Below are 12067 nucleotides of genomic sequence, written 5' to 3'. Positions count from 1 at the left end.
CCCCGCCCTTCGCCTGGCAGGCTGCGTGCCATGACCCTGAAGCTGCGTTCTGCCGGAACGAGCGACTGTGGCCTGATCCGCAGTGGTAACCAGGACGCCCTGCACGCCGGCGCCTGGCTGGTGGCGGTCGCCGACGGCATGGGAGGCATGGCCGCGGGCGACCTGGCCAGCTCGATCGCCATCGAGGCGATGGCCCCACTGGACGTGGAGACCCCCGAGGACGCCCTGGTGGCCGCCCTGCAGAGCGGCATCCAGTCGGCCACCAGCCGGATCCGTCAGGCGGTCGCGGATGATCCGCAACGACAGGGGATGGGCACCACACTGACCGCGCTGCTGTTCGCGCGTACCGGCAGCTGCCTGGCCCTGGCGCATGTGGGCGACTCCCGGGCGTACCTGTTCCGCGAGGGGGTGCTCAAGCAGATCACCCGGGACGACACCTTCGTGCAGATGCTGGTCGACCAGGGCCTGATCACCCCCGACCAGGCCGGCAGCCATCCGCGCCGGGCCGTGGTCACCCAGGCGTTGCAGGGCGACGAGATCTCCCCGACGTACGCGACGATGCTGCCCTGGGCCGGGGACCGGTGGCTGCTGTGCAGCGACGGGTTGTCCAACGTCGTCAGCGCCGAGACCATGGCCGAGGTGCTGGCCGAATACCCGGACCGTCAGGAGTGCGCACGCCGGCTGATCGACCTCGCGCTGCGCGCCGGTGGACCGGACAATGTCACGGTCGTCGTCGCGGACGTGGTCGACGAGGGCTGAGGGCGCCCGAAGGACGGCACCGCTTTCGTCGGCCAGCCGAACACCGTGAACAGGTTCGGACGTGACGTTGCGCCGAGGGCGCTCGCCGTCGCGGCGGCGGACCTAGTGTTGACCTGAGGCGGCCTGTTCCTCGACGACCGGCCTGATCGAGGCAGCCGCCGTCGAGGGGATGCGCGCCCGTGACGGGCGACGGCCGGCAATCCCATCTGCGTGATCCTGATCGACGGGGACAGCGTGCCGCTGGCCACCATCCAGGCACTCGCGCGCTACTGGGAGACCGAGTACGACTGGCGCAGGATCGAGGCGAGACTGAACGACCTGCCGCAGTTCCTTACCGAGATCGACGGCCTGGACATCCACTTCATCCACGTCCGCTCCCGGCACGAGGACGCGCTGCCGCTCATCGTCACGCACGGCTGGCCCGGGTCCGTGATCGAGCAGTTGAAGATCATCGGGCCGCTCACCGATCCGACGGCGTACGGCGCGTCCGCGTCCGACGCCTTCCACCTGGTGATCCCGTCGTTGCCGGGCCACGAACACGGCGGTCTCCGCGTCCCGCCTCTACGCGGAGAACCCGCTCTCCTTCTTCGCCACCAAGGGGGTCTCCGTGCCGGCCGCGGTGAGTGCCTTCCCCGACGAGTTGTACCAGGCCCCGCGCAGCTGGGTCGAGCGGGCGTACCCGAATCTCGTCTACTACCACAAGCTGGACAAGGGTGGGCACTTCGCGGCCTGGGAACGGCCGGAGGTCTTCGTGGAGGAACTGCGCGCCGGCTTCCGGTCGCTGCGCTAGCGACGCCGATGGGGGCCGTGTGAGCTGAGCGCCGCTGCGCTCAAGAACGACCGCGCTGGCCGTGGCAGGGGCAGACTCCTGTGTGAGGGCTGCCCCTGCCCGGTGTCTCCGCCGTGCAGCGGCGACGCCGTGTGCCAGCTACCGCGTACCGGCGGTGCCGGCTGCCTTGATGTCGCAGCGGTCAGCGACCGTCGGCTTCGTCGAGGCCGACGACGAAGGCGCTCCAGGCCGATGGTGGAAACGTCAGCACCGGCCCGCCGCGATCCTTGCTGTCCCGCACCGCGACATGACCGTCGAGTGTGGCGACTTCCACGCAGTTGCCGTTACCCACACTGCGGGTGCTGGTGCGCCACTTCGCCCGGGACAGGTCGAGCGCGGTCATCGCGATCCCTTCATAAATACTGAGGGTGATCGCGCTGACGCGATCACGTAAAGTAGCGAGCAGCTTCTTTCAGGCGGATCAGAGATGCCGCCGGATCCAGCGCCAACCGGCGCAGCCGCTCGTGCACAAGGCTATACGAGCCCACCTGTCCGGCCTCTTCCAGTGCCAGGCCTGTCGTGAGGTTTTCCAGGTAGACCACGGCGGCGTCGGCGGCGTCGGCGAAGGTGAGGATCACGTACGGGGAGTTCATCGCCGGGTGCCCGCCCGCCTCGAAGGGCAGTACCTGAATCGTGACGTTCGGTAGTTGAGCGACCGTCTCCAGATGCGACAGTTGACCCGCCATTACGGCCCGGTCGCTGACAGGGCGTAACAGGACGGCCTCGTTCAACACCACCGACAGTTCGACCGGGGCGTCGCTGTGCAGCACGTCCTGTCGGCGGAGTCGGGCGGCGACCTTGCGGTCGAGATCCTCCTCGCCGGCGGTCAGCCGGTAGACCTCCCGGGCGTACGCCTCGGTCTGCAACAGGCCGGGCACCGCCTCGGCCTCGTAGGTGCGCAGGGTGGCGGCCTCGGCCTCCAGGCCGACATAGAACTCGAACCATTCCGGCAGTACGTCGCTGTAGTGCTGCCACCAGCCGCGTTGCTGGGCACCACGGGCGATCTCGATGAGGGCCTCGGCGTCGTTTCCGGTCACTTGATACAGGGCCAACGCGGCGCGTACGTCGCGGGGCTTGATGCCGATCTGGGCGTTCTCGATACGGGAGAGGTTGCTTTTGGACATGTCCAGTTGCCGGGCGGCGACATCCAGCGTCATTCCGGCGCTTTCCCGCAGTTGACGGAGTTCCCGAGCGATGCGGCGGCGGCGAACAGTGGGGCTTGCGGTCACCCTCCGAGTCTGTCACGGGGAAATCCGCAGGTCGCATCAGCACGGAGTGCAACTGTCGAAAACGGGAGTTGCATTGCAGTGCATCGACGTGCATGCTTTCCCGGGTTCGCGATCACACAGGACGGCCATTCGGGGGAGGACCGTTGCTCATCGCCGACGAGTTCTTCCTGATCGCCCACAACGACATCCGTGGCAAGGCGAAACTGCACCCGGCCGCCACCGGTCTGGGCCTGGCCGGCGGGCTGCTCGGCGAGTTGATCCTCTATGGACACCTGACCGTCACCAACGGTCAGGTCAGCGTGATCGACCGCCGTCCGCCCGCGGACGCCCTGGCGCACACCGTGCTGGACCAGTTGATCGGTGAGGCCCAGCACCAGTCGGTACGCACCTGGCTCAGCTTCCTCGCCCAGACCTCGGTGACCTCGGTGGGGGAGCGGCTCTGTCGGGCCGGTGCGCTGCGTCGGCAGGAGAGCCGACGGCTGCTGCGCACCACGGTCAGCTACGTGCCGATCGATCCCAATGTGGCCGCCTGGCCGGCTACCCGGCTGCGTGCGGTGCTGGAACGTGCCGACCCGCCGAGCGTGCCGGACGCGCTGCTGCTGGGTCTGGTCGCCTCCGCCGGGTTGACCCGGGAAGTGCTGTGGAGCGCCGGCCCCCGTGCCCACCACCGACTCAATCTGATCATCCCCGCTCTGCCGGCCCCCCTCAAGGAGCTCGTGGCGCACACCGAGGCCGCAGTGGGCGCGGCCGTGCTGCGCGGCACCTCCTGAGCCGGCGCCTAAACCCCCTCACACTCATCCGGAGTCATCCATGTCCTCCACACTGACACCACAGCGACCAAGCAACGTCTCCGAGGCGCTGGCCCGGGGCCGGCTCGGCGTACCCTCCGTGGTCTTCTTCGTGCTCTCCGCGGCAGCGCCGCTGACCGTGGTGGCCGGGGTGGTCACCACCGGCTACGGGGTCATCGGGGTGCTCGGTATCCCGCTGGCCTTCCTGGCGGTCGCCGCCGTGCTGGCGATCTTCTCCGCCGGGTACGTGGCGATGGCCCGTCGGATGGCCAACGCCGGGGCCTTCTACGCCTACGTCGCGCGGGGCCTGGGTCGCCCCGCCGGGGTGGGTACGGCCTGGGTGGCGCTGCTGGCCTACAACGCGCTTCAGGTGGGGCTCTACGGCACCATCGGCGCGGCGGCCACCCCGGTGCTGGACCGGCTGTTCGGCATCGCCCCCCAGTGGTGGGTGGTGGCACTGGTGGCCTGGGCCATGGTGGGGCTGCTGGGCCTGCTGCGGGTGGACATCAACGGCATGGTGCTGGCCGCCCTGCTCTGCGCCGAGATCGCCATCATCCTGCTGTTCGACCTGGGCCAGTTGAGCAACCCGGCCTCCGGCGGGGTCAGCTTCGCGGCCTTCTCCCCGGACAACTTCTTCGTGCCCGGGGTCGGTGCCGTGCTGGTGCTGGCGATCCTCGGCTTCGTCGGCTTCGAGGCCTCGGTGGTGTTCAGCGAGGAGAGCAAGGACCCCAAGCGCACCGTGCCGATGGCCACCTACCTGTCCGTGGCGATCATCGGTGTGGTCTACGCCCTGTCCTCGTGGAGCATGACGGTCGCCGTGGGACCGGACCGCATCGTCGAGGAGGCCAACGCCCAGAGCATCGACCTGATCTTCAACCTGGCGGGAGCGCACCTGGGTGACACCGTGCTCACCATCGGGCAGGCACTCTTCCTGACCTCGGTGCTGGCCGCGATGATCTCGTTCCACAACACGACCGCCCGGTACGCCTTCGCGCTGGGCCGGGAGCGGGTGTTGCCGGCGATCTTCGGCCGTACCTCCCCGGTCACCGGGGCCCCTCGGGCCGCCTCGCTGGCGCAGAGCACCCTGGGCCTGGCGGTCATCCTGCTGTACGCGATCAACGGCTGGGACCCGGTGCTCCAACTGTTCTTCTGGCTGGGCATCACCGGCGGCTTCGGGGTGCTGCTGCTGATCGCCACGACCGCCGTCGCGATCATCGCCTACTTCGCGCGCAGCGGGGAGCAGGAGACCCTGTGGCGCCGGCTGATCGCTCCCGCCATCGCCGGGATCGCGTTGATCTCCATCATCGTGCTGGCCGTGCAGAACTTCGCCGACATGCTCGGGCTGGAGCCCGACTCGCCGCTGCGCTGGCTCTTCCCGGCGGCATACCCGGTGGCCGCCGCACTCGGTGTGCTCTGGGGGCTGGTGCTGCGCAACAGCCGCCCGGACACCTACGCCCGGATCGGTCTGGGTGCGGAGAGCACCGCCGCGGTGCTGCCCACCACGGAGGTGGGGCGATGACCGAGGTGAGCATCGTACGGCTGGAACCGGCCGACGCCCGGTGGGTGGCCGAACGGATCGCGGAGGCCTTCCTGGTGCTGGACGCCACCCGGTGGCTGGTGCCGGAGGAGGCCAAGCGGGAGGCGGTGCTGGCCGGCCAGTTCGAGATCGTGGTCTCCCACGCCCTGCGGCACGGGCTGGTCTTCGGCACCACCGACCGGGCCGGGGTGGCGGTCTGGCTGCCCTCGGTCGGCGACCCGCTGCCCGAACCGGAGGACTACGACGCCCGGCTGGCCGCCGCCTGTGGCGAGTGGACCCCCCGCTTTGCCCACCTGGACGAGCTGTTCGCCACCCACCATCCGCACGCCGATCACCACCACCTGGCGTTGCTGGCCGTGCGGCCGGATCGGCAGGGCACCGGGGTGGGCAGCGCCCTGCTGCGGCACCACCACGCCTGGCTGGACGCCAACGGGATACCGGCCTACCTGGAGGCCAGCAGCGAGAGCAACCGGGTCCTGTACGCCCGGCACGGCTACCAGGAGTCCGAGCCGTTCCGGCTGCCGGACGGCACCCCGTTCTGGCCGATGTGGCGCGAGCCGCGTACCGACTGAGCGCGGACACGACGGTGGCCGGGCCCGCCGGCCCGGCCACCGTCGCCACCCCCTCCTAGTACGTTCCGTCGAGTTGCCCCCGCAGCTTCGTCAGCGCCCGGGCCAGCAGCCGGGACACATGCATCTGTGACACCCCGATCTGCTCGGCGATCTGCGACTGGGTCAGGTTCCCGTAGAAGCGCAGAGTCAGGATCTTCTGCTCACGCTCGTCCAGGGTGGCCAGGGCCGGCCCCAGCGCCACCCGCAGCTCGGCCAGCTCGAACTCGCTGTCCTCACCGCCGAGCATGTCACCGAGCTCGGTGGCCCGGTCGCCGTCGCCGGTGGGGGTGGACAGGGAGACGGCGTTGTACGCGCGGGCGCCCTCCAGGCCCTCCAGGACCTCTTCCTCGGTGAGCTTGAGGTGGGCGGCGATGTCGGCCACGGTCGGCGAGCGGCCGAGGGTCTGCAGCAGCGAGCTGTTGGCGTCCGAGATGGCCAGGCGCAGTTCCTGCAACCGTCGGGGCACCCGGATGTCCCAGGTGCGGTCGCGGAAGTGGCGCTTGAGCTCGCCGATGATGGTGGGGATGGCGTAGCCGGCGAAGTCGACACCCCGGGAGGGGTCGAACTTGTCGATGGCCTTGATGAGGCCGACGGCCGCGGTCTGGGCCAGGTCGTCGGTCGGCTCGCCCCGCCCGCTGTAGCGGTGGGCCAGGTGGTTGGCCAGCGGCAGCCATGCCTCGATGGCCCGGTCGCGCAGCGCGGCGCGGGACGGGTGTCCGGCGGGCAGCGCGGCCATCGCGTTGAGCAGGTCGGTGGCGCTGTCGGTGAGCGCTCGCGGGTCGAGCTTGGCCGCGGTCGTCGGCGCGGTAGCCGCCTCGCTAATCGTTGGCGCGGTCATGGTGGTCCTCCCTGCACCTCGTCCGCGGATAAAGACGTGACGCTTCGGTTGGGCACTGTTGGTACGTTCGGGAGTCACCATAGCCTGATAGGCCAACAGAAATCTAGCCGAACGGACGATGTGTTTAAGTGATTTAAACCGTGAAATCGGTTCAAATTGGTCATGGGTAACGGGCATCGACCGGGCTTACTGCTCTCCGCATCCGGTCGCCGGGCGGGTCGCGGTCGGGTGCGGCCACCGGGTTTCCGGCGGCCCAGACGGGTTACTCAAGGGCCGGATCGGCACGCACCCCAAACTCGAGGAGGCCGCACCATGCCCGGCGAGACGACCAGCGCTGTGACCGAGCACCGCGAGCAGGCGGTGGAAGGGGAGCGGGGAGCGCTGTTGGCCGTACTGGTGATGGTGGTGCTCGGCTTGGCCGGCATCTTCGCCGTTTCCTGACCAGCGGGGGCGCCCCGGTCGCATCGGGCGCCCCCAACTCGTCGTCCTGCCTGACTCAGGGCCGGGAACCCTGGCCCTCGGTGTGCGCCAGCCGCTTCGCCGGAATGACCCCGAGCCGTCCGGCCTGGTAGTCCTCGAAAGCCTGGATCAGCTCGTCCCGGCTGTTCATCACGAACGGGCCGTACTGGGCCACCGGCTCCCGGATCGGCTGACCACCCATGATGTACAGATCCAGGGTGGGAGTCCGGCTGTCCTGCCGGGCGTTGGCCTTGATCCGCAGGGCGTCACCCGGGCCGTGCACCGCCAGCTGCCCGGTCCGGACCCCACGGCCGTTGGCACCGACCGTGCCACGCCCGCCCAGCACGTACACCAGGGCGTTGAAGTCCGGCCGCCAGGGCAGATCGACCTGCGCCCCCGGCTCGACGGTCACGTGGGTGACCGTGATCGGGGTGTACGTCGAGCCCGGTCCCCGGTGCCCGGCGATCTCACCGGCGATCACCCGGATCAGCGCACCGCCGTCCGGGGTGGTGAGCAGGGCGGCCTGGTTGCCCCGGATGTCCTGGTACTTCGGCGGGCTCATCTTCGCCACCTTGGGCAGGTTGACCCAGAGCTGGGTGCCGTGGAACAGCCCGCCGCTGACGACCAGGTGCTCCGGCGGGGCCTCGATGTGCAGCAGACCACTGCCGGCGGTCATCCACTGGGTGTCGCCGTTGGTGATCGTGCCGCCCCCGCCGTGGGTGTCCTGGTGCTCGAAGACCCCGTCGATGATGTAGGTGACGGTCTCGAAGCCCCGGTGCGGGTGCCAACTGGTGCCCTTCGGCTCGCCCGGGGCGTACTCCACCTCGCCCATCTGGTCCAGGTGCAGGAAGGGGTCCAGCTCGCTGACCGGTACCCCGGCGAAGGCCCGGCGCACCGGGAAGCCCTCGCCCTCGAAGCCGCTGGGCGCGGTGGTCAGCCGACGGACCGGGCGGATGGTGGTGGTGGACTCGTCCAGCCGGGGCAGGCGGGGCAGGACGAGGACGTTGTCGACCGTGATCGCGGGCATCGAAGGCTCCTTCAACTGTCGCTGTGGGCGGGGCTGGCGGTTGCCTGTAGCCGCTGGCCGAGTCGGGTGAAGATCCTGGTCAGGCAGGCGATCTCGGCGTCGTCGAGGTCGTCCATCAGGTGGGTACGTACGGAGTGCAGGTGCTGCGGTGCGGCCTCGCGCAGGGCCAGCAGGCCGGCGGCGGTGAGCACCGCCTCGCTGCCCCGGCCGTCCTGCGGACAGGGCTGCCGCACCACCAGGCCGCGCCGCTGCATCGAGGAGATCTGGTAGGTCAGCCGGCTGGGGGAGAAGACCAGTCGGCCGGCCAGCTCGCCCATCCGCAGCCGGTGCCCGGGGACCTCGCTGAGCAGCACGAGCACGTGGTAGTCGGCGAGGCTCAGCTCGCTGGTGGCGCGCAACTCCTCCTCCAGCCGGGTGAGTAACCGCTGGCTGGCCTCGATGTACGCCCGCCAAGCAGCTAGCCGGTCGGCGCTCAGGCTCTCGGTCATGGCCCCACGATAGCTCAAAATTCAAATTTGAACAAACTCACTGGACTGCTGGCTGGAAGACTGACCAACGGGCAGGCGAGGTCAGGTATTGAAGGATTGAATGACCGGATCGGATTTCCAGCGGCCGCACGGCCGACGCCACGACGAGCATCTGCACGCCCGACTGGCCACCGACTGAGATGCGATCCGCCCCCGACCGTCATGGTCGAGGGCGGCCGGACGTCGTCGGCGTCCGTCGATCGGGTGCTCAGCCCGCGGTCTGCGGGGTCCGCCCGCCCAGGTGCAGTCGACCCAGCACCTGACGGGCCTGTTCGGCCACGTCCGCGTCGACGATCACGGCGTACTGGTTGGCGCGCAGCGAACTGGCCGAGGTGAAGTCCCGCTTGCCGCCGGTCATGGCGTGTGCCACCGCCCCGAACACCGCGCCCCAGAGGGCCCCGATGACCAGGCCGGCCAGGATTACCGCGATCCAGTTGCCGACGGTGAAGATGCCGAACAGCAGGCCGATGAACAGACCGAACCAGGCACCGGTGCCGGCGCCGATCAGTCCGGCACGAGCTGTCGTCATCCGGCCCAGAACGGTCTCCACCAGGGTCAGATCGGTGCCCACGATCGCGCTGCGTTCCACCGGGAACCGGTTGTCGGCCAGGTGGTCCACCACCCGTTGGGCGGAGGGATAGTCCGGGTAGGCCCCGATCGTCACGGTCGGTGGACCGAACTGCGGACTCTGCCCGTCGCCGCTGGGTGCCGCGGTCCGGCCACCCGGGCCCGACGGGAGGGTGCCGCCGCCGGTCACGCCCGGCTGCCAGGCCGGGGGATTCGACTGTGTGGTCATGGGTCTCCTCCTTCGTCGTACCAGGCGTTCCCGTCCGAGGGCAGCGGTAACGCGCCGGCGCCGGGGATGAGGAGAGGAGGAAGGCCCCCCGCCGGTGCCCGAAGGCGGTGGCGGGGGGCCTGTCCGGAGGGGGGTGATCAGGTGCAGTTGGTGCCGTTGAGGGTGAAACCACTCGGCGCCGGCAGGCTGCTACCGCTGTAGGTGCCCTGGAAGCCGGTGCTGAGGGTGCCCCCGCTGGGCAGGCTGCCGTTCCAGTCGGCGTTCCGCACCGAGATGCGGTCGCCGGACTGGCTCCAGGTGCCGTTCCAGCCGTTGCTCAGCCGTACCCCGGAGCCGGGGTTGAAGGACAGGGTCCAGCCGTTCACCGCGCTGCCGCGGTTGGTCACCCGGATCTCGGCGGTGAAGCCACCGGTCCAGGTGTTCGGGGTGAAGGTCACCGTGCACCCACCGGCCGGCGGCGGGGTGGTCGGCGGCGGCGGAGGAGTGGTGGGGGGCGGCGGGGGAGTGGTCGGGCCGGGGGTGGTGGGGGCCGGCGTGGTGGGCAGCGGCCCGGCCGCGATGGCCAGGTCGTACGCCCGCTGCGGCACGAACTGACCGGCGGCGGCGATGCAGCCGTCGGCCTCACCGGGCAGCTTGACCCAGAGGAAGGCGTCGATCGCCGAGTCGCCGGTGTTGGTGGTGCTCGGCGTGCCGATGGCCCGCCCCGGCGGGTCGCACCACTCCGAGCCGGCGGGACCGTTGCCGTTACGGCTGGTGTCGATGACCGCCTTCAGGCGGGAGATCCCGGTCGCCGCGATGATCGACTTGGCGTAGGAGACCTCACCGGCGGTGCTCCGGTAGTTCGACACGTTCACCGAGATGCCGTCGGCGCTGTTGGCGATGTCCGCGGCGAGCAGCCGGTTGGCGGCCTCGCCGGCAGAGAGCCAGCCGCCGTGGCCGATGTCGTAGTAGACCTTCGCCGCCGAGGAGGCACGCTTGAGGGCCTTGCCGGCGTACGCCATCGAGGCCCGGACCTCGGCCTGCTGGTTGCCGTCCATGCAGCTGGTCATGATGGGGAGCACGTCCGGCTCCAGGATGATGGTGGCCGGTCGGCCCTGCAGGCCGGCCGCCACCTGGTCCACCCATTGGCGGTAGGCGCTGTGGTTGGGGGCCCCGCCACCGCTGTGGTTGCTGCAGTCGCGGTTGGGGATGTTGTAGACCACCAGGATCGGGATCTTGCCCGCTGCGGCGGCGGCGCCGACGAACTGGCTGACCTCGCCCTGCACGGTCGAGGTGTTGGTGGTGGTGTACCAGCGGGGCTGCGGCACGTTGGCGATCCGGTCCCGGATCACGGCGGCCCGGGAGTCACCCGGGTTGGCCGCCACCCAGCGGGCGGCGCTGGTCTGCGGGTCCACGTAGAAGGCGGAGTCGGCCGCTGCGGCGGGTGCTGCCAGCAGCGCGCCCACGCCGACGGTGGCGGCGACGGTGAGTGCCGTCACCGCGCCGACCACGGCGGACGTGCGTCGGGTTCTCATGGTCTGCTCCTCGGATATATCGAGCAAGTTGCGTGGAAGCGCTCCCACATGTCCGCCAAGGTACGGGCCCGTTGCGAAATTGTGAAGACCTTCCGGAAGCATCGACAGCTTTAGGTGTATCTCTCGGCCTGGTCAGCCCCCGGACGAACGGATTCGGGTCCGACCGGTACGTAGGATCACCGGATGACTACCGATCGGACCGGCGTCGTGGTGGTCGGTGCCGGCATCGCCGGAGTGGCCTGTGCCCAGGAACTGCACCGGGCCGGGGTGCCGGTGGAGATCCACGAACGGGCCCGGGTGGTCGGCGGCCGGATGGCCAGCAAACGCTTCGACGGACGCCCGGCCGACCTCGGGGCGGCCTACTTCACGGTCAGCGATCCGGACTTCGCCGAGGTGGTGGCCCGGTGGCAGGGGGTCGGGCTGGCCCGGGAGTGGACCGACACCTTCCTCGCCTACGGCGAGCAGGGCAGGCGTACGGTCAGCGGTCCCCTGCGGTGGGCCGCCCCCGGTGGGCTGCGCTCGCTGGTCGAACACCTGGCCCGGGACCTGCCCGTGCGGGTGAACCGCCTGGTGCTCGACGTCGCCCCGGGCCCCGTCGTGGACGGCCGCAGCTGCCAGGCGGTCGTGCTGGCGATGCCCGGGCCCCAGGCCGCGCTGCTGCTGGACCCCGCCCTGACCGCCGCCACCGAGGCGCTCGCCGCCCAGCGCTGGTCACCCGCCCTGGCGGCGGTGCTGCGGTTCCCGGCCCGACGCTGGCCGGACTTCCGGGGGGCCTTCGTCAACGACCACCCGGTGCTGCGGCTGGTCTGCGACGACGGGGACCGCCGGGGCGACCAGGCCCCCGTGCTCGTCGCGCACACCACCGGGCAGTTCGCCGAAGGCCACCTGGCCCAGCCCACCGCAGCCGCCCCGGCGGTCGAGGCGGCCGTACGCGACCTGCTGGGTCTGCCCGACCCGGCCGTGGCGGTGCACCTGCACCGGTGGCGCTACGCCCAGCCCATGGCCGGTGATCCCGCCACCTTCCACCTGGACGAGGCGGGCATCGGGCTGGCCGGCGACGCCTTCGGTGCCCAACCCCGGGTGCAGACCGCCTGGCGCTCCGGCCGGGACCTGGGGCGGGCCCTGGCGCAACGCCGGGCCTGAGCCCTGCGAC

The 12067-nt window shown here is 70.5% G+C and carries 14 protein-coding genes and 1 pseudogene; 8 read left to right on the top strand and 7 right to left on the bottom strand.

Features of this window, described 5'->3' with window-relative positions:
- Positions 1-30 precede the first annotated feature (30 nt).
- From OIE53_RS13120 to OIE53_RS28465, 3 genes and pseudogenes are all read left to right on the top strand, one after another.
- Complete coding sequence (locus tag OIE53_RS13120) at positions 31-759, top strand: PP2C family protein-serine/threonine phosphatase (protein WP_327026880.1); 729 nt, start codon at positions 31-33, stop codon at positions 757-759.
- Between the two features lie 210 nt (positions 760-969).
- Positions 970-1137, top strand: a pseudogene (locus OIE53_RS28470) (epoxide hydrolase N-terminal domain-containing protein); the annotation flags it as partial.
- Between the two features lie 229 nt (positions 1138-1366).
- Entirely contained in the window at positions 1367-1549 is a 183-nt protein-coding gene (locus OIE53_RS28465; protein WP_393340179.1) for a hypothetical protein, read from the top strand.
- Positions 1550-1730: 181 nt separating this feature from the next.
- Here OIE53_RS28465 and OIE53_RS13110 read toward each other — a convergent pair whose 3' ends face one another.
- Together OIE53_RS13110 and OIE53_RS13105 are read right to left on the bottom strand one after the other, a co-directional pair.
- Positions 1731-1931 carry a DUF397 domain-containing protein gene (locus tag OIE53_RS13110; protein ID WP_327026879.1) on the bottom strand — a complete coding sequence of 67 codons (201 nt, stop codon included), beginning with the start codon at positions 1929-1931 and terminating at the stop codon, positions 1731-1733.
- 43 nt (positions 1932-1974) lie between these two features.
- Complete coding sequence (locus OIE53_RS13105; protein WP_327026878.1) at positions 1975-2817, bottom strand: helix-turn-helix domain-containing protein; 843 nt, start codon at positions 2815-2817, stop codon at positions 1975-1977.
- A 143-nt stretch (positions 2818-2960) separates the two neighbouring features.
- On the opposite strand from OIE53_RS13105, the gene OIE53_RS13100 reads away from it, so the two are divergent.
- The 3 genes from OIE53_RS13100 to OIE53_RS13090 are packed head-to-tail and all read left to right on the top strand — an operon-like array spanning position 2961 to position 5714.
- On the top strand, positions 2961-3587 hold the full coding sequence (locus tag OIE53_RS13100; protein WP_327026877.1) for a GOLPH3/VPS74 family protein: 627 nt from the start codon (positions 2961-2963) through the stop codon (positions 3585-3587).
- 40 nt (positions 3588-3627) lie between these two features.
- Positions 3628-5124 carry an APC family permease gene (locus OIE53_RS13095; RefSeq protein ID WP_327026876.1) on the top strand — a complete coding sequence of 499 codons (1497 nt, stop codon included), beginning with the start codon at positions 3628-3630 and terminating at the stop codon, positions 5122-5124.
- Entirely contained in the window at positions 5121-5714 is a 594-nt protein-coding gene (locus OIE53_RS13090) for a GNAT family N-acetyltransferase (RefSeq protein ID WP_327026875.1), read from the top strand. Before OIE53_RS13095 ends, OIE53_RS13090 begins: the two co-directional genes overlap by 4 nt.
- A gap of 55 nt (positions 5715-5769) precedes the next feature.
- On the opposite strand, the gene OIE53_RS13085 is transcribed toward OIE53_RS13090, so the two are convergent.
- Positions 5770-6591, bottom strand: a complete 822-nt coding sequence (locus OIE53_RS13085) for a SigB/SigF/SigG family RNA polymerase sigma factor (RefSeq protein ID WP_327026874.1) — start codon at positions 6589-6591, stop codon at positions 5770-5772.
- Positions 6592-6903: 312 nt separating this feature from the next.
- Here OIE53_RS13085 and OIE53_RS13080 point away from each other — a divergent pair, with 312 nt between their 5' ends.
- Positions 6904-7032 (top strand): hypothetical protein, encoded by a 129-nt coding sequence (locus tag OIE53_RS13080; protein ID WP_327026873.1) that lies wholly within the window; start codon positions 6904-6906, stop codon positions 7030-7032.
- Positions 7033-7087: 55 nt separating this feature from the next.
- Here OIE53_RS13080 and OIE53_RS13075 read toward each other — a convergent pair whose 3' ends face one another.
- The 4 genes from OIE53_RS13075 to OIE53_RS13060 all read right to left on the bottom strand — a co-directional run bounded on the left by OIE53_RS13075 (position 7088) and on the right by OIE53_RS13060 (position 10914).
- Positions 7088-8077 (bottom strand): pirin family protein, encoded by a 990-nt coding sequence (locus OIE53_RS13075; RefSeq protein ID WP_327026872.1) that lies wholly within the window; start codon positions 8075-8077, stop codon positions 7088-7090.
- A gap of 11 nt (positions 8078-8088) precedes the next feature.
- Positions 8089-8565 (bottom strand): MarR family winged helix-turn-helix transcriptional regulator, encoded by a 477-nt coding sequence (locus OIE53_RS13070; RefSeq protein WP_327026871.1) that lies wholly within the window; start codon positions 8563-8565, stop codon positions 8089-8091.
- Between the two features lie 247 nt (positions 8566-8812).
- Positions 8813-9400 carry a general stress protein gene (locus OIE53_RS13065; protein WP_327026870.1) on the bottom strand — a complete coding sequence of 196 codons (588 nt, stop codon included), beginning with the start codon at positions 9398-9400 and terminating at the stop codon, positions 8813-8815.
- 137 nt (positions 9401-9537) lie between these two features.
- Positions 9538-10914 (bottom strand): glycoside hydrolase family 6 protein, encoded by a 1377-nt coding sequence (locus OIE53_RS13060; RefSeq protein WP_327026869.1) that lies wholly within the window; start codon positions 10912-10914, stop codon positions 9538-9540.
- 183 nt (positions 10915-11097) lie between these two features.
- Here OIE53_RS13060 and OIE53_RS13055 point away from each other — a divergent pair, with 183 nt between their 5' ends.
- Complete coding sequence (locus OIE53_RS13055) at positions 11098-12057, top strand: NAD(P)/FAD-dependent oxidoreductase (RefSeq protein ID WP_327026868.1); 960 nt, start codon at positions 11098-11100, stop codon at positions 12055-12057.
- Positions 12058-12067: the final 10 nt, after the last annotated feature.

Source organism: Micromonospora sp. NBC_01739 (genome assembly GCF_035920385.1).
Taxonomy (GTDB): Bacteria; Actinomycetota; Actinomycetes; order Mycobacteriales; family Micromonosporaceae; genus Micromonospora.
Note: the sequence above shows the minus strand (reverse complement) of the source record. Positions and strands in the feature narration are given on the sequence as shown.

Excerpts from the sequence above, each read along its gene's own strand:
- OIE53_RS13070 (WP_327026871.1), bottom strand. The coding sequence starts at position 8,565 with ATGACCGAGAGCCTGAGCGCCGACCGGCTAGCTGCTTGGCGGGCGTAC.
- OIE53_RS13090 (WP_327026875.1), top strand. The coding sequence starts at position 5,121 with ATGACCGAGGTGAGCATCGTACGGCTGGAACCGGCCGACGCCCGGTGG.
- OIE53_RS13120 (WP_327026880.1), top strand. The coding sequence starts at position 31 with ATGACCCTGAAGCTGCGTTCTGCCGGAACGAGCGACTGTGGCCTGATC.
- OIE53_RS13080 (WP_327026873.1), top strand. The coding sequence starts at position 6,904 with ATGCCCGGCGAGACGACCAGCGCTGTGACCGAGCACCGCGAGCAGGCG.
- OIE53_RS13055 (WP_327026868.1), top strand. The coding sequence starts at position 11,098 with ATGACTACCGATCGGACCGGCGTCGTGGTGGTCGGTGCCGGCATCGCC.
- OIE53_RS13085 (WP_327026874.1), bottom strand. The coding sequence starts at position 6,591 with ATGACCGCGCCAACGATTAGCGAGGCGGCTACCGCGCCGACGACCGCG.
- OIE53_RS13075 (WP_327026872.1), bottom strand. The coding sequence starts at position 8,077 with ATGCCCGCGATCACGGTCGACAACGTCCTCGTCCTGCCCCGCCTGCCC.
- OIE53_RS13095 (WP_327026876.1), top strand. The coding sequence starts at position 3,628 with ATGTCCTCCACACTGACACCACAGCGACCAAGCAACGTCTCCGAGGCG.
- OIE53_RS13110 (WP_327026879.1), bottom strand. The coding sequence starts at position 1,931 with ATGACCGCGCTCGACCTGTCCCGGGCGAAGTGGCGCACCAGCACCCGC.
- OIE53_RS13065 (WP_327026870.1), bottom strand. The coding sequence starts at position 9,400 with ATGACCACACAGTCGAATCCCCCGGCCTGGCAGCCGGGCGTGACCGGC.
- OIE53_RS13060 (WP_327026869.1), bottom strand. The coding sequence starts at position 10,914 with ATGAGAACCCGACGCACGTCCGCCGTGGTCGGCGCGGTGACGGCACTC.